The sequence below is a fragment of the Streptomyces malaysiense genome (assembly GCF_000980885.2).
In the GTDB taxonomy this organism is placed as follows: Bacteria; Actinomycetota; Actinomycetes; order Streptomycetales; family Streptomycetaceae; genus Streptomyces; species Streptomyces malaysiense.
Window position 1 is genome coordinate 26,234 of the sequence record NZ_LBDA02000034.1, and the last position, 21,416, is coordinate 47,649.

At 73.0% G+C, this 21,416-nt stretch carries 24 protein-coding genes; 11 read left to right on the plus strand and 13 right to left on the minus strand.

Translation table 11 applies throughout. The features are described 5' to 3' along the window. Nucleotides 1-5 precede the first annotated feature (5 nt). Nucleotides 6-1,274 (plus strand): tyrosine--tRNA ligase, encoded by a 1,269-nt coding sequence (gene tyrS / locus VT52_RS15390; protein WP_046416997.1) that lies wholly within the window; start codon nt 6-8, stop codon nt 1,272-1,274. Nucleotides 1,275-1,421: 147 nt separating this feature from the next. On the opposite strand, the gene VT52_RS15395 is transcribed toward tyrS, so the two are convergent. Continuing rightward, on the minus strand, nt 1,422-1,703 hold the full coding sequence (locus tag VT52_RS15395) for a GlsB/YeaQ/YmgE family stress response membrane protein (RefSeq protein ID WP_046416999.1): 282 nt from the start codon (nt 1,701-1,703) through the stop codon (nt 1,422-1,424). Between the two features lie 168 nt (nt 1,704-1,871). On the opposite strand from VT52_RS15395, the gene VT52_RS15400 reads away from it, so the two are divergent. Both VT52_RS15400 and VT52_RS15405 read left to right on the plus strand, forming a co-directional pair. Beyond that, the gene (locus VT52_RS15400) at nt 1,872-2,213 is read left to right on the plus strand and encodes a DUF3099 domain-containing protein (protein ID WP_046417000.1); all 342 of its coding nucleotides are present in this window, start codon (nt 1,872-1,874) and stop codon (nt 2,211-2,213) included. Between the two features lie 214 nt (nt 2,214-2,427). After that, nucleotides 2,428-2,643 (plus strand): hypothetical protein, encoded by a 216-nt coding sequence (locus VT52_RS15405; protein ID WP_046417001.1) that lies wholly within the window; start codon nt 2,428-2,430, stop codon nt 2,641-2,643. 62 nt (nt 2,644-2,705) lie between these two features. On the opposite strand, the gene moaA is transcribed toward VT52_RS15405, so the two are convergent. From moaA to VT52_RS15420, 3 genes are all read right to left on the minus strand, one after another. Next, nucleotides 2,706-3,695, minus strand: coding sequence for a GTP 3',8-cyclase MoaA (gene moaA, locus VT52_RS15410; RefSeq protein WP_046417004.1), 990 nt, complete (start codon nt 3,693-3,695; stop codon nt 2,706-2,708). 180 nt (nt 3,696-3,875) lie between these two features. Next, on the minus strand, nt 3,876-5,504 hold the full coding sequence (locus VT52_RS15415; protein WP_046417005.1) for a solute symporter family protein: 1,629 nt from the start codon (nt 5,502-5,504) through the stop codon (nt 3,876-3,878). Then, nucleotides 5,501-5,857 (minus strand): DUF485 domain-containing protein, encoded by a 357-nt coding sequence (locus VT52_RS15420; RefSeq protein ID WP_046417131.1) that lies wholly within the window; start codon nt 5,855-5,857, stop codon nt 5,501-5,503. The genes VT52_RS15415 and VT52_RS15420 overlap by 4 nt, the downstream gene beginning before the upstream one ends. Before the next feature lie 263 nt (nt 5,858-6,120). Between VT52_RS15420 and VT52_RS15425 the strand changes: the two genes are divergently transcribed. Further along, nucleotides 6,121-7,686 (plus strand): S8 family peptidase, encoded by a 1,566-nt coding sequence (locus tag VT52_RS15425; protein ID WP_046417007.1) that lies wholly within the window; start codon nt 6,121-6,123, stop codon nt 7,684-7,686. Between the two features lie 159 nt (nt 7,687-7,845). After that, nucleotides 7,846-9,267 carry a CoA transferase gene (locus VT52_RS15430; RefSeq protein ID WP_046417009.1) on the plus strand — a complete coding sequence of 474 codons (1,422 nt, stop codon included), beginning with the start codon at nt 7,846-7,848 and terminating at the stop codon, nt 9,265-9,267. Between the two features lie 47 nt (nt 9,268-9,314). On the opposite strand, the gene VT52_RS15435 is transcribed toward VT52_RS15430, so the two are convergent. After that, nucleotides 9,315-10,025, minus strand: a complete 711-nt coding sequence (locus VT52_RS15435; protein ID WP_046417010.1) for a VIT1/CCC1 transporter family protein — start codon at nt 10,023-10,025, stop codon at nt 9,315-9,317. A gap of 179 nt (nt 10,026-10,204) precedes the next feature. On the opposite strand from VT52_RS15435, the gene VT52_RS15440 reads away from it, so the two are divergent. The 5 genes from VT52_RS15440 (at nt 10,205) to VT52_RS15460 (ending at nt 15,034) form a co-directional block, all read left to right on the plus strand. After that, the gene (locus tag VT52_RS15440) at nt 10,205-11,188 is read left to right on the plus strand and encodes a DEDDh family exonuclease (RefSeq protein ID WP_046417011.1); all 984 of its coding nucleotides are present in this window, start codon (nt 10,205-10,207) and stop codon (nt 11,186-11,188) included. 79 nt (nt 11,189-11,267) lie between these two features. After that, the gene (locus VT52_RS15445; RefSeq protein WP_020939201.1) at nt 11,268-11,501 is read left to right on the plus strand and encodes a hypothetical protein; all 234 of its coding nucleotides are present in this window, start codon (nt 11,268-11,270) and stop codon (nt 11,499-11,501) included. 62 nt (nt 11,502-11,563) lie between these two features. Continuing rightward, nucleotides 11,564-12,376, plus strand: coding sequence for an SURF1 family cytochrome oxidase biogenesis protein (locus VT52_RS15450; protein ID WP_476756022.1), 813 nt, complete (start codon nt 11,564-11,566; stop codon nt 12,374-12,376). 76 nt (nt 12,377-12,452) lie between these two features. Beyond that, nucleotides 12,453-14,273, plus strand: a complete 1,821-nt coding sequence (locus tag VT52_RS15455) for a glycoside hydrolase family 15 protein (protein ID WP_046417015.1) — start codon at nt 12,453-12,455, stop codon at nt 14,271-14,273. Nucleotides 14,274-14,278: 5 nt separating this feature from the next. After that, the gene (locus tag VT52_RS15460) at nt 14,279-15,034 is read left to right on the plus strand and encodes an SDR family oxidoreductase (protein WP_046417016.1); all 756 of its coding nucleotides are present in this window, start codon (nt 14,279-14,281) and stop codon (nt 15,032-15,034) included. A 42-nt stretch (nt 15,035-15,076) separates the two neighbouring features. Here VT52_RS15460 and amaP read toward each other — a convergent pair whose 3' ends face one another. Genes amaP through VT52_RS15485 form a run of 5 tightly spaced genes read right to left on the minus strand, consistent with a single transcriptional unit; the run spans nt 15,077 to nt 17,350 of the window. Further along, a complete protein-coding gene (gene amaP / locus VT52_RS15465; protein WP_046417133.1) occupies nt 15,077-15,658 on the minus strand; it encodes an alkaline shock response membrane anchor protein AmaP in 582 nt (193 codons plus the stop codon). Nucleotides 15,659-15,663: 5 nt separating this feature from the next. Beyond that, complete coding sequence (locus tag VT52_RS15470; protein ID WP_046417017.1) at nt 15,664-16,269, minus strand: DUF6286 domain-containing protein; 606 nt, start codon at nt 16,267-16,269, stop codon at nt 15,664-15,666. Further along, nucleotides 16,266-16,640: an Asp23/Gls24 family envelope stress response protein gene (locus VT52_RS15475; RefSeq protein ID WP_046417018.1), complete on the minus strand. Its 375-nt coding sequence runs from the start codon at nt 16,638-16,640 to the stop codon at nt 16,266-16,268. The genes VT52_RS15470 and VT52_RS15475 overlap by 4 nt, the downstream gene beginning before the upstream one ends. Beyond that, nucleotides 16,637-16,831 (minus strand): hypothetical protein, encoded by a 195-nt coding sequence (locus tag VT52_RS15480; RefSeq protein ID WP_046417019.1) that lies wholly within the window; start codon nt 16,829-16,831, stop codon nt 16,637-16,639. Before VT52_RS15480 ends, VT52_RS15475 begins: the two co-directional genes overlap by 4 nt. A 48-nt stretch (nt 16,832-16,879) precedes the next feature. After that, nucleotides 16,880-17,350 carry an Asp23/Gls24 family envelope stress response protein gene (locus tag VT52_RS15485; protein WP_046417020.1) on the minus strand — a complete coding sequence of 157 codons (471 nt, stop codon included), beginning with the start codon at nt 17,348-17,350 and terminating at the stop codon, nt 16,880-16,882. A gap of 87 nt (nt 17,351-17,437) precedes the next feature. Here VT52_RS15485 and VT52_RS15490 point away from each other — a divergent pair, with 87 nt between their 5' ends. Next, entirely contained in the window at nt 17,438-18,145 is a 708-nt protein-coding gene (locus tag VT52_RS15490) for a hypothetical protein (RefSeq protein WP_046417021.1), read from the plus strand. A gap of 26 nt (nt 18,146-18,171) precedes the next feature. Here the strand turns inward: VT52_RS15490 and VT52_RS15495 are convergent, their stop codons facing one another. The 3 genes from VT52_RS15495 to VT52_RS15505 form a co-directional block, all read right to left on the minus strand. Then, nucleotides 18,172-18,975 carry an enoyl-CoA hydratase/isomerase family protein gene (locus tag VT52_RS15495; protein ID WP_046417022.1) on the minus strand — a complete coding sequence of 268 codons (804 nt, stop codon included), beginning with the start codon at nt 18,973-18,975 and terminating at the stop codon, nt 18,172-18,174. Between the two features lie 117 nt (nt 18,976-19,092). Then, entirely contained in the window at nt 19,093-19,314 is a 222-nt protein-coding gene (locus VT52_RS15500) for a helix-turn-helix domain-containing protein (RefSeq protein WP_004002281.1), read from the minus strand. A 335-nt stretch (nt 19,315-19,649) separates the two neighbouring features. Then, nucleotides 19,650-21,248, minus strand: coding sequence for an ABC-F family ATP-binding cassette domain-containing protein (locus tag VT52_RS15505; RefSeq protein WP_046417025.1), 1,599 nt, complete (start codon nt 21,246-21,248; stop codon nt 19,650-19,652). Between the last annotated feature and the right edge of the window lie 168 nt (nt 21,249-21,416).

The window sequence follows — 21,416 nt, forward strand, 5'->3', positions numbered from 1 at the left end:
GAACCGTGACGGACATCGTCGACGAACTGAAGTGGCGCGGGCTCATCGCCCTCTCCACGGACGAGGACGCACTGCGCAAGGCGTTCGCGGACGGTCCTGTCACGTTCTATTGCGGCTTCGACCCGACCGCGCCCAGTCTGCACCTCGGCAATCTCGTGCAGATCCTGACGATGCGCCGCATCCAGCAGGCGGGGCACCGCCCGCTGGGTCTGGTCGGGGGCGCGACCGGCCTGATCGGCGACCCCAAGCCGACCGCCGAGCGCACGCTGAACGCGCCGGAGACGGTCGCCGAGTGGGTCGAGCGGCTGCGCGGGCAGATCGCGCCGCTGCTGGACTTCGACGGTCCGAACGCCGCGGTGATGGTCGACAACCTGGACTGGACCCAGGGCCTGTCGGCCATCGAGTTCCTGCGCGACATCGGCAAGCACTTCCGGGTCAACAAGATGATCGCCAAGGAGGCCGTCTCCCGGCGGCTGAACTCCGACGCGGGCATCAGCTACACCGAGTTCAGTTACCAGATCCTCCAGGGCATGGACTTCCTGGAGCTGTACCGGCGGTACGGCTGCACGCTGCAGACCGGTGGCAGCGACCAGTGGGGCAACCTCACCTCCGGCACCGACCTGATCCACCGGGTCGAGCCGGACGCCGTGGTGCACGCGCTGGGCACACCGTTGATCACCAAGGCGGACGGCACGAAGTTCGGCAAGACCGAGTCCGGCACGGTCTGGCTCGACCCCGAGATGACCACGCCGTACGCGTTCTACCAGTTCTGGATCAACGCGGACGACCGTGATGTCGCCAAGTTCCTGCGCATCTTCAGCTTCAAGTCCCACGCGGAGATCGAGGAGCTGGAGCGGCTGACCGAGGAGCGGCCGCAGGCGCGGGCGGCGCAGCGGGCGCTGGCCGAGGAGCTGACCACGCTGGTGCACGGGGCCGGGCAGACGGCCGCGGTGATCGCCGCCTCGAAGGCGCTGTTCGGCCAGGGCGAGCTGGCGGAGCTGGACGGCAGGACGCTGGCGTCGGCGCTGTCCGAGGTGCCGCACATCCAGGTCGCCGAGCTGGGGTCCGTGGTGGACCTGTTCGCCGAGGTGGGTCTGGTCGCGAGCAAGTCCGCGGCGCGCAGGACCGTGAAGGAGGGCGGGGCGTACGTGAACAACGTCAAGGTCGCGTCCGAGGACGCGGTGGCGTCGCCCGGGGATCTGCTGGACGGCCGGTGGCTGGTGCTGCGGCGGGGCAAGCGGAACCTGGCGGCCGTGGAGGTCGTCGCCGCATAGCGCCGGGCGCGTCGGACCGCGTGCGTGCGGCTCGCCCGTCCGGGCCGCTCGCGCCCACGCGGCGGAGCCTCATGCCGGTGCGGGCCCCGAGACGGTGAGGTCCCGCGCTCCTTCGGGGGCGCGGGACCGCTCGGGGCGCTCCGGACGTCAGACCTGGCGGCGCTTCCTCTTGCCCACCGTCGCCACGTAGAGCGAGTCGACCACGGCGACGATGATGATCGCGGCCACCAGCTGGAAGATGTGGCGGCTCCAGTCGATGCCCCGGGTCTCCGCGACGTTCAGCGCGCGGGCGATCGCGTTGCCCGCGATGGCGCCCAGGATGCCGCAGATGGTGGTCAGCCAGAGGGGGCTGTGCTGCTTGCCCGGGATGACCGCCTTGGCGATCACACCCAGCACGAATCCCACGATGATCGCCCACAACCAGCCCATGGCTGCCTCCTCGTCCGGGTCGACGTGAGCCTTACGCTCAGTGTCGGCCGGGGCACCCTGGGCCGCATGTCGGGTGCCGCTGGACGGCCCCGGGCGTTGTCGCAGGCGGTGGGTGACCCGGTCTCGTCGGCGGCGTGGGCGCGGCGTACCGTAAGAAGTGTGAAGGCGATGCGGAAACAGCACGGCGACGGCGGCCAGGTCTTCCGGATCACCGGCGCCCGGACCGGTCTCGCCGAGGACGTGCGCGGACGGCAGCGGCGGTACGTCATCTCGATGGCGATCCGTACGCTGGCGGTGATCCTCGCGGCCACGCTGTGGAACGTCGAGCGGCCCTTCGCCATCGTGGCGCTGGTGGCCGGCGCGATCCTGCCCTACATCGCCGTGGTGGTGGCGAACGCGGGCCGTGAGCGGCCGCCGTCCCTGCCCTCGACGTTCGTCGCCGCGCCCACGCGTCCGGTGATCGGGGGGCCGCGCGGCGAGGACGAGCGGACCCCACGCGATCAGGGCTGAAGCGAGGGACGCGGCCGCGGATGCCCGTCGCATTTCATGCTCAAGAAAAGCTCAGAATCAATCACGCAGTTCCGGTGCCGGGCGACGGGTATGCCGTGACATACTGCGTAAGCGCTCCGCATCCCCCGTCGGAGCGACGGACCGACGCCGGGCAGCTCCCCCCGTGGCTGCTCGGCGTCGCCTCGTTCTGCACCCGATCTGGTGAGACGAATCTGTGAGTGACGAGACCCCCATCTGCTCCGCCAAGGGCTGCCGCGCCACCGCCGTGTGGGTGCTGGCCTGGAACAACCCGAAGATCCACACACCGGAGCGGCGCAAGACCTGGCTCGCCTGCGAGGAGCACCGCGAGCATCTGTCGAAGTTCCTGGGCGCGCGGGGTTTCCTGAAGGACGTCGTCCGGTTCGACGAGTGGGAGCCGAGCGGGAGTTGACGCCCGCCGGGCGGTCGCCGCGGTGCCGGCCTCTGGGCTCGCCCCCCCGGGGACGCCCCCGCTCAGCCGCCGATCGCCGACATCGGGCGGTCCGGCTGGACGAAGGACGGGTCGTCCAGGCCCGCGCCCGCCTTCTTGCCCCACATCGCCACCTGCCACAGGCGGGCGATCTCCTCGTCGGGCGCGCCCGAGCGCAGGGCGCCGCGCAGGTCGGTCTCCTCGGTGGCGAACAGACAGGTCCGTATCTGCCCGTCGGCGGTCAGCCGGGTGCGGTCGCAGGCCGCGCAGAACGGGCGGGTGACCGAGGCGATCACGCCGACCCGGTACGGGCCGCCGTCCACCAGCCAGCGCTCCGCCGGTGCCGAGCCGCGCTCGCCGGCGTCCTCGGGGGTGAGGTCGAAGCGGGTGCGCAGGGAGGCGAGGATGTCGCCGGCCGTGACCATGCCCTCGCGCTTCCAGCCGTGCTGGGCGTCCAGGGGCATCTGCTCGATGAACCGCAGCTCGTAATCGTGTTCGATGGCCCAGGCCAGCAGGTCGGGGGCCTCGTCCTCGTTCAGCCCCGGCATCAGCACGGTGTTGACCTTGACGGGGGCGAGGTCGGCCGCGCGGGCGGCGAGGAGCCCTTCGAGCACGTCCTTGTGGCGGTCGCGGCGGGTGAGGGTCTTGAAGACATCGGGGCGCAGGGTGTCCAGGGAGACATTGACCCGGTCCAGGCCCGCCGCCTTCAGGGCGGCGGCGGTGCGGCCGAGGCCGATGCCGTTGGTGGTGAGGGACATCCGCGGGCGCGGGCCGAGGGCCGCGACGCGCTCGACGATGCCGACCAGGCCGGGCCGCAGCAGGGGCTCGCCGCCCGTGAAGCGGACCTCCTCGACGCCGAGCAGGCGCACCGCGATGTCGATGAGCCGGACGATCTCGTCGTCCGTGAGGAGTTCGGGCTTCGCCAGCCACCGCAGGCCCTCCTCGGGCATGCAGTACGTGCAGCGCAGATTGCAGCGGTCGGTCAGCGAGACCCTCAGGTCGGTGGCCACGCGGCCGTACGTGTCGATGAGCACGTGGGCCCCCTCCCTCGATCATCGGTGTTCTTCCGTGTCCCTTGCGAGCCTACGTGACGCCGGTGACAGTGGCACCGGCCCGATCGAACGAGGTGTCCGGCTGCCGCGTCGTAGGACCGTACAGCCCTGAGAGCCGTGGGGCCCCGGCGGCGCGGCCGCCGTACGACGGTCGCGCAGGCGTCAGTGCGCGCCCGTCCCGGTCAGGGAGCGCACCTCCAGTTCCGCGTACTTGGCGGTGTCCGGCGCCTCCTTCGACAGCAGGGTGCCCAGGGCGCCGAGCAGGAATCCGACCGGGATGGAGACGATCCCGGGGTTCTCCAGCGGGAACCAGTGGAAGTCGGCGCCGGGGAACATCGAGGCCGGGGTGCCGGAGACCACCGGGGAGAACAGCACGAGGCCGACCGCGGTGACCAGGCCGCCGTAGATCGACCACAGGGCGCCGGCGGTGGTGAAGCGCCTCCAGAAGAGGCTGTAGAGGATCGTCGGCAGGTTCGCGGAGGCGGCGACGGCGAAGGCGAGCGCCACCAGGCCGGCCACGTTGAGGTCGCGGGCCAGGGCACCGAGGACGACGGAGACCGCGCCGATGCCGACGGTCGCCCGGCGGGCCGCGCCCAACTCCTCCTTCTCCGTGGCCCGCCCCTTCTTGATGACGTTGGCGTAGATGTCGTGCGCGAAGGAGGAGGACGAGGCGAGGGTGAGGCCGGCGACGACGGCGAGGATGGTGGCGAAGGCGACGGCGGAGGTGGTGGCGAGCAGGACGGCGCCCCAGGTGGAGTCGGTCCCGCCGAGGTGCAGGGCGAGGAGCGGGGCCGCGGTGTTGCCCGCCTTGTTGGAGGAGGTGATCTCGTCCGGCCGGATCAGCGCGGCGGCGCCGAAGCCGAGGGCGAGGGTCATCAGGTAGAAGACCCCGATCAGGCCGATGGCCCAGATCACCGACTGACGGGCGGCCTTCGCGGTGGGCACCGTGTAGAAGCGGATCAGGATGTGCGGCAGGCCCGCGGTGCCGAGGACCAGGGCGAGGCCGAGGGAGAGGAAGTCCAGCTTGGTGGTGCCGGTGGCGCCGTACTTCAGGCCGGGCCGGAGGAACGACGCTCCCTTGCCGCTGTTCTCCGCGGCCCGGCCGAGCAGGTCCGAGAGGTCGAAGTGGAACCTCATGAGGACCAGGAGGGTCAGCATGACGGCGCCGGCCATCAGCAGCACCGCCTTGACCATCTGCACCCAGGTGGTGCCCTTCATGCCGCCGACGGTGACGTAGACGATCATCAGGACGCCGACCAGGGCGACGATGCCGATCTTGCCCAGGTCGCTGGTGATGCCGAGGAGCAGGGAGACCAGGACGCCCGCGCCGGCCATCTGGGCGAGCAGATAGAAGACCGACACCACGATGGTGGAGGCGCCGGCGGCCGTGCGCACCGGCCGCCGGCGCAGCCGGTAGGCGAGCACGTCGCCCATCGTGTACCGGCCGGCGTTGCGCAGTGGTTCGGCCACCAGGAGCAGTGCGACGAGCCAGGCGACCAGGAAGCCGATGGAGTAGAGGAAGCCGTCGTAGCCGAAGAGGGCGATGGCACCGGCGATACCGAGGAAGGACGCGGCGGACATGTAGTCACCGGAGACGGCCAGGCCGTTCTGGAAGGCGGTGAACTGGCGCCCGCCCGCGTAGAAGTCGGCGGCGTCCTTGGTCTGCCGGCCGGCCCGGACGGTGATGACGAGGGTGGCCGCGACGAAGACGGCGAACAGGGTGACGATCAGCGTCCGGTGCTCGCTCGCCTCGCCGGCGGCGAGCAGGGTGCGGTGGGTCGAGGGGATCATCGGGTCCCCTCCATGCGGGACTTGATGGCCTGCGCCTTCGGGTCGAGCCGGGCCGCGGCGTGCCGGGCGTACCACCAGGCGATCAGGAAGGTGGTGAGGAACTGGGCGAGCCCGAGGAGCAGGGCGACATCGAGGTTGCCCACGACCTCGGTGCCCATGAATCCGCCGGCGTAGTTGGAGAGCAGCACGTACAGCAGGTACCAGGCGATGAAGGCGGCGGTCAGCGGAAAGGCGAACGAGCGGTGGGCGCGGCGCAGTTCGGCGAATTCCGCGCTCTGCCGCACCTCGGTGAACTCCTCGGCGGTGGGAAGGGGGGTCCCCGGCGCGGCGGGGGGCGGTGTCTCGGTGGCCACGGGTTTCTCCTCGCGGGTGCGGTCGGGCGGGGCGGCCGGGGGCTCGATGGTGCTCGCGCTCATCGCCCAGGTCCACGGCGCCACGCGAAGACCGGTTCTAGTCCTATGAGTTCTTTCGCAAGCGATCTGATCGAGTCATTGCCAAGTCATTGCCGGTCATAGAGAGGACGGGTTAGGTTCCGCCTGCACCACTCGCCATGCACCTGCCCGAGCACCGACCGGTGTCCCGGGCAGGCTTCGTATCGGGATGAAGTGGAGAACCCATGGCTCATCTGCGCACCGGACGCCGGCCGTCGCTCGCCGTGCCGGCCGTGCTCTCGCTGACCGCCTCGCTCGGCTTCCTGCCCGCGGCGGCCGCCGCGGCACCCGCCCCGGCCACCACGGCGGCGACGGCCCCGGCGGCGGGAACCCCCGCCGGCGCGGGCCCGGCGGCGGCCGGCTCCGAGCTGTCGTACGTGGTCAACACCCGCACGAACCACCGCACGCTCGCCTCGGTGCGCCGGGAGATCGGCCGCGACGGCGGGACCCTGGTCGCCGCGTACGACCGGATCGGCGTTCTCGTGGCGCACTCCGCGAACCCGGACTTCGCCCGGCTGATGCGCGCGGTGCCCGGGGTGGCCTCGGCCGGTGCCACCCGGCACACCCCGCTGGCCTCCGCGTCCACCACGGACATGGGCGCCCCGCAGGTGCTCGGCGGCGCACAGGCGGCCGCGGCCGGCGCGGCGGCGACCGGGGACCAGGACCCGCTGGAGCCGTTGCAGTGGGACCTTCCCGCCATCAAGGCGGACAAGGCGCACGAGAGGACGCTGGGCAGCCCGGACGTCACGGTCGGGGTCATCGACACCGGTGTGGACGACACCCACCCGGACATCGCCCCCAACTTCGACCGGGCCGCCTCGGTCAACTGCGTGTCGGGCAGGCCGGACACGACCGACGGCGCCTGGCGGCCCAGCGCCTCGGAGAGCCCGCACGGCACACATGTGGCGGGCGAGATCGCGGCCGCGAGGAACGGCGTCGGCATGACGGGGGTGGCGCCGGGCGTGAAGGTGGCCGGCATCAAGGTGGCGAACCCGGACGGCTACTTCTACGCCGAGTCCGTGGTCTGCGGCTTCGTCTGGGCGGCCGAGCACCACGTGGACGTGACCAACAACAGCTACTTCACCGACCCCTGGTACTTCAACTGCACCACCGATCCCGACCAGAAGGCGCTGGTGGACGCCGTCGACCGGGCCTCGCGGTACGCGGAGAGGCGGGGCACGGTCAACATCGCGGCGGCGGGCAACGAGAGCTACGACCTGGCCGCCCGCTCGATCACCGACCCGCAGTCGCCGAACGACGGCACCGCCTCCTCCCGGGTGATCGATCCGCGCCGGTGCTTCGACATCCCGACCCAGCTGCCCGGCGTCGTCACGGTCGCCGCGACCGGCGCCAGGGGGCTCAAGGCGTCGTACTCCAACTACGGCCGGGGCGTCATCGACATCGCCGCGCCCGGCGGTGACTCGACGGTCTACCAGAAGCCGGCACCCCCGGCGACCAGCGGCCTCATCCTCGGCACGCTGCCGGGTGGCAGGTGGGGTTACATGGCGGGGACGTCCATGGCGACCCCGCATGTGGCCGGCGTTGCCGCATTGATCAAGTCAACCCATCCGCACGCGTCCGCCGCTCTGGTCGAGGCGCTCCTGTACGCGGAGGCCGACGCCACGCCGTGCACGAACCCGTACGACATCGACGGCGACGGCAAGGTCGACGCGGTGTGCCAGGGCCCGGCGAACCACAACGGTTTCTACGGCCGGGGCATGGCGGACGCCCTCGCCGCCGTGACTTATTAGCACCCCCGTACGGGCGGGTGGAGCAAGGGAATCCGGCCATCCGCCCGTACGGCACGCGGCCGTCCGATGTCCGCGAGGAGGCGCACGACAAGCGCATCTTTATTGGTCGACATCGAGTCAATACAAGAGTTGATTCAATCAATAATGCATAGTGCAGTCATGACGGATATCGCGTTCGCATGGACCGCACTGGGCGGCGACCCCGCCCTGCTCTCCCGGGTGACCACGGCCGAGCTGCCCGGCACCCTGGCGGCCCGCCTCCCCGTCCGCCGGCTCGCGCGCGCCTGCGTCGGCGCCTGCGCCCTGGCCGCCGCCGAACTGGGGGCCCGCCGCACCGGGCGCGCCGAGGTGCCCGGGGTCCGGGTCGACGACGGCGCCGTGGCCGCGGCGTTCCACAGTGAACGGCTGCTGCGGGTGAACGGGCGGGCGCCCGACTCCTTCGCGCCGCTGTCGCGGTTCTGGCGCACGGCCGACGGCTGGGTGCGCACTCATGCCAACTACCCGCACCACCGCGCCCGGTTGCTCGACGCGCTGGGCCTGCCCGCGGACGCCGCGCCGGCGGCGGTGGCCGCCCTGCTCGCCGAACGCACCGCCCTCGGGACCGAGGAGCTGGTGCACGCCGCCGGCGGCCTCGCGGTGGCGCTGCGCACCCCTCATCAGTGGCGGGCGACCGGACAGGCCGGCCAGGTCGCCGCCCGCCCCCTGGTGGAGCGCGCGACGCTCGGCGCGGCCCCCGTGCGCGCGCTGCCGCGGCTCGACCCGGCCGATGCCCCGCTGCTGCCCGCCGCCGGGGTGCGCGTCCTGGACCTGACCCGGGTCCTGGCGGGCCCGGTCGCCACCCGCACCCTCGCCCTGCTGGGCGCGGACGTGCTGCGCCTGGACCCGCCCCGGCTGCCTGAACTCCCCGACCAGCACGCCGACACGGGCTTCGGCAAGCGCTCCGCGACGCTGGACCTGGCCACGCGGCGGGACGCCTTCGAGGAGCTGCTGGCCGGGGCGGACGTCCTGGTCACCGGCTACCGGCCGGGCGCGCTGGACCGCTTCGGTCTCTCCCCCGAGGCGCTCGCGGAGCGGCACCCCGCACTGGTGGTGGCGCAGGTGTCGGCGTGGGGCGCCTACGGGCCCTGGGGCGGGCGGCGCGGCTTCGACAGCCTGGTGCAGGCCGCCACCGGTATCGCGGTGACCGAGGGCTCGGCGGAGGAACCCGGCGTGCTGCCCGCGCAGGCCCTGGACCACGGCACCGGCTATCTGCTGGCGGCGGCCGTGCTGCGGGCGCTGACCGAGCGCTCGTACGACGGCGCGGGCCGCTCGGTCCGGCTGGCGCTCGCCCGCACGGCGCACTGGCTGACGGACGAGGAGCCGTACGACGCCCCGAAGACCGGCGGCCCGGGGGCGGGCGCGAGCGCGGAGGCCGACGACGCGGCCGCCCCGCAGGTCCTCCCGGACGCCCGGCTCGCCGAGGCCGACGGCCCCCTCGGCCGGCTGCGGCACGCCCTGTCCCCGGTACGCTTCGCGGGCGGACCCACCCACTGGACCCGGCCACCGGCCCCCTGGGGCTCGGACCGGGCCGCCTGGCTGTGAATCCGGGTCACTCCGCGGCACGGCACCCCGGAACACGCGCGCACGGATCACACACCGGCCGCCCCCAGCAGGCTGCCCGCCGCATACGTGACCGCCATCGCCAGCGCCCCGCCGCTCACATTGCGCAGCACCGCCTTCCGGGGGGCGGCGGCGCCGAGCCGGGCGCTGGTCCAGCCGGTGAGGACGAGCGCGGCGAGCACGGAGAACACGGTGACCGGCAGCCGCAGGCCGGCCGGGGGCAGCACGATGGCCAGCAGCGGCAGCAGCGCGCCCACGGTGAAGGCCAGGAAACTCGCCCAGGCCGCGTGCCACGGATTGGTCAGCTCGTCGGGGTTGATGCCCAGTTCGACACTGGCGTGGGCGCGCAGCGCGTCCCGCTCGGTGAGCTGCTCGGCGGCCTCCCGGGCCACCTCCTCGGACATACCGCGCGCCTGGAGCATCTCGGTCAGCTCGCGCAGTTCGGCCTCGGGCTGCTCGCGCAGCTCCCGTTTCTCCATGGCAAGCGCGGCCAGCTCGGAGTCGCGCTGGGTGGAGACGGAGACGTACTCGCCCGCCGCCATGGACATCGATCCGGCGAGCAGTCCGGCGAGGCCCGCGGTGAGCAGCGCGGCACGGCTCCCGGTCGCCCCGGCCACGCCGACGACCAGGCCCGCGGTGGAGACGATGCCGTCGTTCGCGCCCAGCACGGCGGCGCGCAGCCAGTTCAGCCGCGAGCCGAGCGCGCCGCCGTGGTTCTCCTCGTGCTTGGGTTGCGTCACAGCAGCGAGGATCGCACTGCCGGGCGCCCCGCGCCGCTCCGACGCTCCACGAAGCGGCAACAGGCCGACCGGAGAGGGCCGTTCGGGGCGCGGACGGCGGCCGCGCCCGCGCTCGGGCGGGGCAACGCCCGGGGCCCGTGGGGCAAAGATGTCGGCGGCGGCCCGTATCCTCAATGACCATGCTCGAAGACCGTGCGCCCGCAGTGTCCTCCGCCACCCGGTGGCCGACCGCGTATCCCCAGGGGTACGCGGTCGTCGACGTGGAGACCACCGGCCTGGCCCGGCACGACCGGATCATCTCCGCCGCCGTCTACCGGCTGGACGCGCGCGGCGAGGTCGAGGACCACTGGTACACCCTGGTCAACCCGGAGCGCGATCCGGGACCCGTGTGGATACACGGCCTGACGAGCGAGGTACTGGAGGGCGCGCCGCTGTTCACGGACATCGCCGAGGAGTTCGCGGCCCGTCTGGACGGCCGGGTGCTGGTCGCGCACAACGCCGTCTTCGACTGGCAGATGATCGCCCGGGAGTACGCGCGCGCCGAGCGCCGGGCGCCGGTGCGGCAGCGGCTGTGCACCATCGCGCTGTCCAAGGAGCTGGGGCTGCCGCTGCCCAACCACAAGCTGGAGTCGCTCGCCGCGCACTTCGGTGTGGTGCAGCAGCGGGCGCACCACGCGCTGGACGACGCGCGGGTGCTCGCGGAGGCGTTCCGGCCCAGCCTGCGGGCCGCGGCGGCGGCCGGTGTACGGCTGCCGCTGCTGGAGTGCCGCCCGCTCACCGAGTGGTCGGACGCGCCGGTGCCCCGGCAGTCCTCCCCCGGCTACGGCGGCTACGGTGCGGGCAGTTGGCGCCCCTCCCGCAAGAGGCCCGCGTGCCCCTATCCCAATCCCGGCCGCTATGAGGACGGCAGACCTCTCAAACAGGGCATGCGGGTGGCGTTCTCCGGCGACACCTCCACCGAGCGGGAGCTGCTGGAGGACCGGGCGACGGAGTGCGGGCTGCATGTGGCGTCCGGCATCTCCCGGCTGACCAGTCTGCTGGTGACCAACGACCCGGACTCGGGCACCTCCAAGACGGTCAAGGCACGGCAGTTCGGCACGCCGGTCGTGGACGAGGCCGCGTTCGGACAGCTGCTGCGGGACGTCGAACCCGCGGACGAGTGATCGTACGAAAGGGTGATTGGCGCACGACTCACCCGGCGACCGCTCGCCCGGACCCGCGCGACGGATCACCCTGTGGCGCATGGCGAGATGCGAAGTTTGCGGCAATGACTACGGAATGACCTTCGAGGTCCACGCCCAGGGCGCGGTCCACGTCTTCGACTGCTTCTCCTGTGCGATCCACCGCATGGCCCCGATCTGCGAGCACTGCCGGGTGCAGATCATCGGGCAGGGCGTGGAGGTGGAGGGCCACTGGTACTGCGGCGCGCACTGCGCCCGCGCGGAGGGCCGTACGGGAGTCGTCGACCGGGTGTGACCCGCCGCCGCGACACCACCGGGTGTGACCCGGTACCCGCCTGAATGCACCCCGCGGCCCGGATGTACCGTCGTGGGGTGCATCGCTACCGCTTCCTGTTGTCCCTCCAGTGGGTCATCCTCACCATCGTCGCGATCGCGCTGATCCCGACGATGATCAAGCTGGGTTTCTGGCAGCAGCACCGCTACGAGGAGCGCACCGCGCGCAACGACCTCGTCTCCTCCGCACTGCACGCCTCACCGGTCCCCGTCGAGCGGCTGTCCTCCCCCGGACACGCCGTGACCCGGACCGAGAGGTACCGCACCGTCACCGCGACCGGCACCTTCGACACCGCGAGGACCGAAGTGGTCCGGCGCCGGACCAACGCCAACGGCGACGTCGGATACCACGTCCTGACCCCGTTCGTCCTCGCCGACGGCAAGGTGCTGATGGTCAACCGCGGCTGGGTCGCCGCGGACGCGTCCCAGACCACCTTCCCGAAGATCCCCGCGCCGCCCGCGGGGCGGACCACCATCAGCGGACGCCTGATGGCCGACGAGACCACCGCGGCCAGTGGCATCAAGAACCTCAAGGGCCTGCCCGACCGCCAGATCATGCTGATCAACAGCACCGAGGAGGCGCACCGGCTCGGCGTGCCGGTGCTCGGCGGCTACATGGAGCAGACGGCGCCGGCGCCCAAGGGCGGCTCCCCGGAGCAGATCTCCGACCCCGGCACCGAGGACGCGCCGCTGAACTACGCCTACATGATCCAGTGGTGGCTGTTCGCGGCGGCCGTCCCGGTCGGCTGGTGGTTCCTGGTCCGCCGGGAGGTCCGGGACGGGGAGGAGGCCGCGGCGGCGCCGCAGCCCGAGGAGAGCGAACCGGCCGCGGTCTGAAGCGCGCGAGGGCGTCACTTCACTCCCCCGGCGCACCACCTGATTGGCCCCCGGGCCCGCCGGGAAACCGCATGCCGTGAACGCCCGCAGCGGGGACCGTGCCCGGATCGAGGACTACGCGCTCATCGGCGACGAGCAGACCGCGGCGCTGGTCGGCAGGGACGGCTCGATCGACTGGCTGTGTCTGCCCCGCTTCGACTCCGGCGCCTGTTTCGCCCGGCTGCTGGGCGGGACGGACCACGGCCACTGGCGGATCGCCCCGAGGTCGCCGGGTGACGAGGGCACCTGCACCCGCCGCGCCTACCGCCCCGACACCCTCGTCCTGGACACCGAGTGGGACACCCCCGACGGCACGGTCCGCGTCACCGATCTGATGCCGCAGCGCGAGCACGCCCCCGACGTCGTCCGCATCGTGGAGGGCATCCGTGGGCGGGTCACCGTCCGCAGCACACTGCGGCTGCGCTTCGACTACGGCTCGATCATGCCGTGGATGCGCCGCTGCGACGGCCACCGGGTGGCGGTCGCGGGCCCCGACTCGGTGTGGCTGCGCTCGGAGCCGCCGGTGCGCACCTGGGGCGAGGACTACGGCACCCACTCCGAGTTCACCCTCGGCGAGGGCGAGCGGGTCGCGTTCGTGCTCACCTGGCATCCCTCCCACGAGCGGCGCCCCCGGCTCGTCGACCCGTACGAGGCCCTGGAGAGCAGCGTCGGCGACTGGCGGCGCTGGGCCCGGCGCTGCCGTTACGACGGCCCGCACCGGGACGCGGTCGTCCGCTCCCTGATCACCCTCAAGGCCCTCACCTACGCGCCGACCGGCGGGATCGTCGCCGCGCCCACCACCTCGCTGCCCGAGCGGCTCGGCGGGGTGCGCAACTGGGACTACCGGTACTGCTGGCTGCGCGACTCCACCCTCACCCTCGGCGCCCTGCTCACCGCGGGCTACCAGGAGGAGGCCGAGTCCTGGCGCAACTGGCTGCTGCGCGCGGTCGCCGGCGATCCCGGCGCGCTCCAGATCATGTACGGCGTCGCGGGCGAGCGGCGCCTGCCGGAGACCGAGCTGCCCTGGCTGCCCGGCTTCGCCGGCTCCTCCCCGGTGCGCACCGGCAACGGCGCCGTGGCACAGCTCCAGCTCGACGTGTACGGCGAGGTGATGGACACGCTGGCGCTGGCGCGCGGCGCGGGCCTGCCCGTCCGGCCGCACATGTGGTCCATCCAGCGGGCGCTGATGGACTTCCTGATGTCGGCGTGGCGGCAGCCGGACCAGGGCCTGTGGGAGGTGCGCGGCGGGCGCCGCCAATTCGTGCACTCCAAGGTGATGGTGTGGGTGGCCGCCGACCGGGCGGTCCGGACCCTCGAACGGCGCGAGGAGACCAGCGGCGACCTGGCGGCCTGGCGGCGGCTGCGCGCGGAGGTCCACCGGGAGGTCTGCGCCAAGGGCTACGACCCGCGGCGCAACACCTTCACCCAGTCCTACGGCTCCCGCGAACTGGACGCCGCCCTGCTGCTCATCCCGCGCGTCGGTTTCCTGCCGCCGGACGATCCGCGGGTGATCGGCACGGTCGACGCCATCCGCGCGGACCTCGGCCACGACGGCTTTCTGCGCCGCTACGACTCGAAGGAGGACGACGACTCGGTGGTCGACGGGCTGCCGGGCGGCGAGGGCGCGTTCCTGGCCTGCTCGTTCTGGCTGGTGGACGCGCTGCACCTGACCGGCCGGCCGAAGGAGGCCCGGGAGCTGTTCGAACGGCTGGTGCGGGTGGCCAACGACGTGGGGCTGCTGGCCGAGGAGTACGACCCCGGCGCGCACCGCCAGCTGGGCAACTTCCCGCAGGCGTTCAGCCACCTCGGTCTGGTGAACTGCGCCCTCACACTGTTCGGGACCGAGGAGGCAGGATAGGGGCCATGGATCTTGGACTGAAGGACCGGGTGTACATCGTCACCGGGGCCACCCGCGGCCTGGGCAACGCGGCCGCGCGGCAGCTCGTCGCGGACGGCGCGAAGGTGGTGATCACCGGCCGGGACGAGCAGCGGGCCGCGGCCGCGGCCGCCGAACTGGGCCCGGACGCGGTGGGCGTGGCCATGGACAACGCCGACGAGCAGGCGCCCGAGCGGCTGATCGAGACCGCCCGTGAGCGCTTCGGCGGCTTCCACGGGGTGCTGGTCAGCGTGGGCGGCCCGCCGCCCGGCTTCGTCGCCGACAACACCGACGAGCAGTGGCGTACCGCGTTCGAGTCCGTCTTCCTCGGCGCGGTGCGGCTCGCCCGCGCGGCGGCGGCCGAGCTGGACGAGGGCGGTGTCATCGGCTTCGTGCTGTCCGGCTCGGTGCACGAGCCGATCCCGGCCCTGACGATCTCCAACGGTCTGCGACCCGGACTGGCCGGATTCGCCAAGTCCCTCGCGGACGAGCTGGGCCCGCGCGGCATCCGGGTGCTGGGCCTGCTGCCGGCGCGCATCGACACGGACCGGGTGCGCGAGCTGGACGCCCTGTCCGCCGACCCCGAGGCCACCCGTGCCGCCAACGAGTCCCGCATCCCGCTGCGCCGCTACGGCACCCCGGAGGAGTTCGGCAGGGTCGCGGCCTTCCTGCTGTCCCCGGCGGCGTCCTATCTGACCGGGATCATGATGCCGGTGGACGGCGGGATGCGGCACGGGTTCTGACGCCGCGCTCCCCCGGACGCCCGGAGTCCGTCCCGGCGCTCGTCAAGTGACGCGCTCCGCCCGGTGCTTGACCGCCGCGAGGCGGACCTCCGCCGGGAGGGAGGGCAGGCCCGCCGACTCACGGGCATGGGCCAGCGGCCCGGTGGTGAAGTCGGTCAGCGCGTTCGACGGGTCCACCTCGGGGGCCAGCCGCAGCCAGGCCCGCGCCCCGGGCTTCGTGCGCCTGCCCCCCAACCGGACCTGGGCACGGGCCACTCCGGGTCCCGTGGCGGCCTCCTCGGCCAGGGCGCTCTCCAGTGCCCTGGCCCGCAGGACGGCGGCGGCGCCGTCGCCGGTGTCGACACGGATCTCGGCGAGGCGGTACGGACGCAGGATCGCGGTCAGCCACCACAGGGCCCCCAGCACGAGGAGGGCCAGGGCGGCGACGAGCGCGGGCCACCACCAGTCGGCGGCGCGGTAGTGGGTGCGCTCGGCGCGGCTGAGCAGGACGTCGTGCGGGCCGCCGTGGATCCACCAGGAGGGCGGCCGGACCCCGAGGCCGACGGCGAGCACCGCGCCGCCGAGGGCGAGCAGGACCAGTCCGGCCAGGGCGATCAGGACGCGGTTGAGTCCCCCGGAGCGCATCGCCGTCACCCCTTCCGTGCGGCCCGGGTCACCCGCAGGGCGAGCCGGGGGGTATGGGTCAGGCCGAGGCCGCCGATCGCCTCGGTGAGGGTGGTGTCCAGGTCGGCGCGGACGTCGTCCAGTTCACGGAAGTGCGAGACGGCGCGGACGGCGGCCTTGCGGCGGCGCATGCCGACCCGCACGGACCGTACGCCGGACACCTCCAGGGCGCGGTCGCGCAGCACCTGGGCCGCCGCGTCCCGCCTGAGTGCCGCGCGGACGTCCGGGTGCGGGCGGCGCATCGGCAGCAGGGAGCGCTGCCCCGGGGTGAACGCGAGGACGAGCAGCCACAGGCCGAGGGCCGCCGCGAGGGCCGCGCCGGCCAGCACCCAGGGGTCGTCCAGGGGCCGTTCGGCCAGTTGGCGGGCCAGGGCGCGGCGCCAGCGCATCGCGGGCCGGTGGGCGCGGACCGCGATGATGTCGTAGAGCAGCAGGCCCGCGCCGGCCAGCAGCAGGACGGCGACGATGCCCGCGGGGACGCGGCGCGGCGCCCAGAAGCGGCCGCTGCCGCCCGCGTCCGCGGGGGTGCCGGCCGTCTCGTCGAGGGTGGTGGGGGCGCCGGCCCGGCTCATCGGGTCCTCCCGCCCGCGGCCGCCGGCAGGTGCAGCCGCTCGATACGGACGGCGACCTCGGAGACGGTCGTGTTCGCCAGCGCGCCCACCCGCTCGGTGACCTGACGGCGTACGGCGGCGCAGCGGGAGCCGATGTCGCACGGGTAGCCCAGTTCGAGATCGACGCGGATCCGGGCGGTGCCGTGGTGGACGACCACCGTGGCGTGCGGTGCCCCGGCGTCGGCGGGCGGCGGGCCCACGGCCTCCCGGGCGGCCTGCGCGGCGATCTTCGCCACGACCCGGTCGGCGATCCGGGTGGCACCCCGCTCCCCGGGTGGCACCCGGGCCGGCGGGTGTCGTACCACCCCTCCGCCGACGGCCACGGCGCTCACCGCCGCCGGTCGCGGCGCTCGTCGCGGCCGCGGAAGAAGTCACCGGGGTCCAGATCGCCCTCGGCGAACCGGCCGACCACGAACCCGACGGCGCCCAGCGCCGCCACCAGCAAGAACGCGCCGAACCCGCCGAAGTACCCGGCGAACCCCAGCGCCATTCCGGCGATCATGCCGACCATGGCCGTGCTCATGCAGCGCTCCTCAGTTCGTCGGGTGCACGGGGTCCGGGGCGGGTCCGGTCACTGGATCCGGGGCTCCGGCTCGTCCTCCTCCTCGTCGGGCAGCTTGACGTCGCTGACCGCGATGTTGACCTCGACGACCTCCAGGCCGGTCATCCGCTCCACCGCGGCGACCACGTTCTCGCGCACGGCACCGGCGACCTCTCCGATGGAGACGCCGTAGTCCACCACGATCTCCAGGTCGAGAGCGGCCTGCACCTCCCCGACCTCGGCCTTCACGCCGCGGGTCACCGACTTGGAGCCGCCGGGCACCCGGTCGCGCACGGCGCCGAGGGTACGGGCGAGACCGCCGCCCATCGCGTACACACCGATCACGTCCCGGGCGGCCAGCCCGGCGATCTTCTCCACCACGCCGTCCGCGATGGTGGTCCGTCCGCGGGTCGCCGCGTCGCCGCCGCCGCGCCGGACGGCCTTCCGGGTCGACGTGTGCGGCTCGCCGCCGCCTTCGGGGGTCGTCGTCATGTCGGTCATCGCCGTACGTCCCTTTCGGTCGTCGTCCTTGGACCACCGTAAGCAAGGTTGCGCGACCGCGCGCCGGGGATGCGGCAGGCTGGAGGAATGACGGAGGCGTGGACCCGGGCCGTTCGGCGTCAGGTGCGGCTCGGCAGGCTGCTGCCGCTGGGCGGACCCGGCGACGGCGCGTGGATCACGGAGGACGCGGCGGGCGCGGCCCTGCGCCGGGCGGCGGACGGCCTGCCCGGGGTGTGCCTGGGCGCGCTGCGGATCGGGCTCGCCGACCCGTCGCGGGTGGCCGAGCCGGTGGTGCCGGCCCCGCCGAGCGCGCTGCCGCCGGGCGCCCTGCGGGTGACGGCGGACTTCGCGGCGACCTCCGCCGAGCCGCTTCCGGCCGTCGCGGCGCGTCTGCGGGAGCTGCTCGCGACGGCGGCGGCCGGGCGCCTCGGCCTGGTGGTGGCGGAGGTGGATCTGCGGATCACGGATCTGCTGGGGCCGGACGGGCGGCTCGCGGAGGTACGGCCGCCGCGGCCGCCGGCGGCCCGGGAGATGGCGGAACCGTCCGAGGTGCGCGCGGCCGAGGCGGCGCTGGCGGTGCCCGGGGTGGTACGGCTGACCGGCCCGGGACGGGCGGTCCGCGTCGAGGAGCGGACGGAGGGCACGCCGGCGCTGGTCCACCGCCATGTGCTGGTGGGCCTGGCGGCCGACGCGACCCACCGGACCGTGGAGGTGGCCCGGCGGGTGCGCGCGGCCGTACGGGACGCGCTGGCGGACAGGCCGACGGTGGCCGTCCTGGTCACGTCCGTGGGTTAGGGCCTCTCGTCTGGATCATGCCGGGCTCATTCGCCGAGGCCGGCCAGGTCGCGCAGGCGGCGTGCCTGGGCCGCGCGCTCGGCGGAGCGCTGTTCGTCGTACGAACGGCCCGCCGCGCCGCTGAGCAGTGCCTTGGTCTCGACCACGGCGTCCCGCGGCGCGGCCACCAGAGCGGCGGTCAGGTCACGTACGGCGCCGTCGAGTTCGTCCCCGGCCACGGCCAGGTTCGCCAGGCCCGAGGCCACCGACTCCTGTGCGCCGACGAACCGCCCGGTCACGCAGATCTCCAGCGCGCGGGCATACCCGACGAGGCCGACCAGCGGATGCGTGCCGGCCAGGTCGGGAACGATGCCGAGGCTGGTCTCGCGCATGGCGAACTGCACGTCGTCGGCGACGATCCGCAGGTCGCAGGCGAGCGCCAGCTGGAACCCGGCACCGATGGCATGTCCTTGTACGGCGGCGACGGACACGATGTCATTGCGTCGCCACCAGGTGAACGCCTCCTGGAATTCGGCGATGGTCGCGTCGAGCCCGGCGTCGTCACGACGCGCGATATCGGTGAAGGTCGGCTCGCCCGGAATCCCCTCCGGGGTGAACATCTGTCGGTCCAGCCCGGCGGAGAAGGACTTGCCCTCGCCGCGCAGCACCACGACACGGACGGAGCCCGGCAGCAGCCGGCCGGCCTCGGCGAGCGCCCGCCACAGGGCAGGGCTCTGTGCGTTGCGCTTGGCCGGATTCGTCAGCGTCACCGTGGCGATCGCGTCGTCGACGGTGAGCCGTACGCCGTCCTTGTCGAGTACAGGAGCGAGGACCTGGTCGGGCGTGGCCATGGGGCGCCTCCGATGGGTGCGGTCAGCGAAGCAGAGCTAAGTGACTGCACAGTAACCACCCGGCCGGTCGGATCGCCGACCGGGTGGCCACCATCGAAGCCGATGGGCCGCCCGGAGTCAGGACGATGCGGCCTTCTTGCCCCGGGTCGCTCCGCCACGCCCTCGCAGCGTGACGCCCGACTCGCTGAGCATCCGGTGCACGAAGCCATACGAGCGGCCGGTCTCTTCGGCCAGTGCCCGGATGCTCGCACCGGAGTCGTACTTCTTCTTCAGGTCTGCCGCGAGCTTGTCGCGCGCGGCGCCGGTCACCCGGCTGCCCTTCTTCAGAGTCTCGGCCACCCGTGCCTCCTCATGGGAAGTGCGCTCTGGTCTCCTCATGATCACCCCTCCGGGGCGTGATGGCCACCCATTCGGCAAGGTCGGTGGGACATCGTTGTGACGACAGGAGCGGATCCCCACAAGCGGAATGCCGTATTCCAGCCGCTGCCGCCGGCAGGGCCGAACGGGTGGGTTCACGAAGTACCAGGTCAGAGACGCGCCACGGCCGACCCCTTGCTGGACAAGGGATCGGCCGGAAAATCGGTGTACGACACACCCTGGTACGAGGAGATCTCACACAGATGGTGGATCACGGCTCGGCCGAATGATCCATACTCAGTGGATCAGACATTCGATCACGCCAGGGCGACGAGGTCCGCGTAGTCGGAGCCCCACAGGTCCTCGACGCCGTCGGGCAGCAGGATGATCCGCTCGGGCTGGAGCGCCTCCACGGCGCCCTCGTCGTGGGTGACGAGGACGACCGCGCCCTTGTAGGTGCGCAGCGCGCCGAGGATCTCCTCGCGGCTGGCCGGGTCGAGGTTGTTGGTCGGCTCGTCCAGCAACAGCACGTTGGCCGAGGAGACCACCAGGGTCGCGAGCGCGAGCCGGGTCTTCTCGCCGCCGGACAGGACGCCCGCGGGCTTGTCCACGTCGTCGCCGGAGAACAGGAACGAACCGAGCACCTTGCGGACCTCGACCAGGTCCATGTCCGGGGCGGCCGAGCGCATGTTCTCCAGGACCGTGCGCCCGGGGTCGAGGGTCTCGTGCTCCTGCGCGTAGTAGCCGAGCTTGAGGCCGTGACCGGGGACGACCTCGCCGGTGTCGGCCTGCTCGACGCCGCCGAGCAGCCGCAGCAGGGTCGTCTTGCCCGCGCCGTTGAGGCCGAGGATGACGACCCGGGAGCCCTTGTCGATCGCGAGGTCGACGTCGGTGAAGATCTCCAGCGAGCCGTACGACTTCGACAGGCCCTCGGCCATCAGCGGGGTCTTGCCGCAGGGCGCGGGCTCGGGGAAGCGGAGCTTGGCGACCTTGTCGGACTGGCGGACCGCCTCCAGGCCGGAGAGCAGCTTGTCGGCGCGGCGGGCCATGTTCTGCGCGGCGACGGTCTTGGTGGCCTTGGCGCGCATCTTGTCGGCCTGCGCGTTCAGGGCCGCGGCCTTCTTCTCCGCGTTGGCCCGCTCGCGCTTGCGGCGCTTCTCGTCGGCCTCGCGCTGCTGCTGGTAGAGCTTCCAGCCCATGTTGTAGACATCGATGTTCGAGCGGTTGGCGTCCAGGTAGAACACCTTGTTGACGACCGTCTCGACCAGGTCGACGTCGTGGGAGATCACGATGAAGCCGCCGCGGTAGGTCTTCAGGTAGTCCCGCAGCCAGATGATCGAGTCGGCGTCGAGGTGGTTGGTCGGCTCGTCCAGGAGCAGGGTGTCCGCGTCCGAGAACAGGATCCGGGCCAGCTCGATACGGCGGCGCTGACCACCGGAGAGGGTGTGCAGCGGCTGGCCGAGCACCCGGTCGGGCAGGTTGAGCGCGGCGGCGATGGTGGCGGCCTCGGCCTCGGCGGCGTACCCGCCCTTGGTGAGGAACTCCGTCTCCTGGCGCTCGTACTGCTTCATCGCCTTGTCGCGGGTGGCGCCCTTGCCGTTGGCGATCCGCTCCTCGTTCTCGCGCATCTTGCGCAGCAGCACGTCCAGGCCGCGCGCGGACAGGACGCGGTCGCGGGCGAGGACGTCCAGGTCGCCGGTGCGGGGGTCCTGCGGCAGGTAGCCGACCTCGCCGGAGCGGGTGATGGTGCCGGCCGCGGGGATGCCCTCGCCGGCCAGGCACTTGGTGAGGGTGGTCTTGCCTGCGCCGTTGCGGCCGACGAGGCCGATACGGTCACCCTTGGCCACCCGGAAGGTGGCGTTCTCGATGAGGATGCGGGCGCCGGCGCGCAGCTCGATTCCGGTGGCGGAGATCACGGACAGACTCCTGGGCGTACAGAGGTTGGCGGGTGGGCGGCTGAGGACGTTCCCGCCGTCTAATGCGCGAGGAGAATGGCCATGGGAGAAGTCTAACGGGGCCGTGCAAGCCGTTTTCCCGCGTCCGCGTCCCGGTACCGCATCGCCCGGCGGCGGACCGGGGAGAAC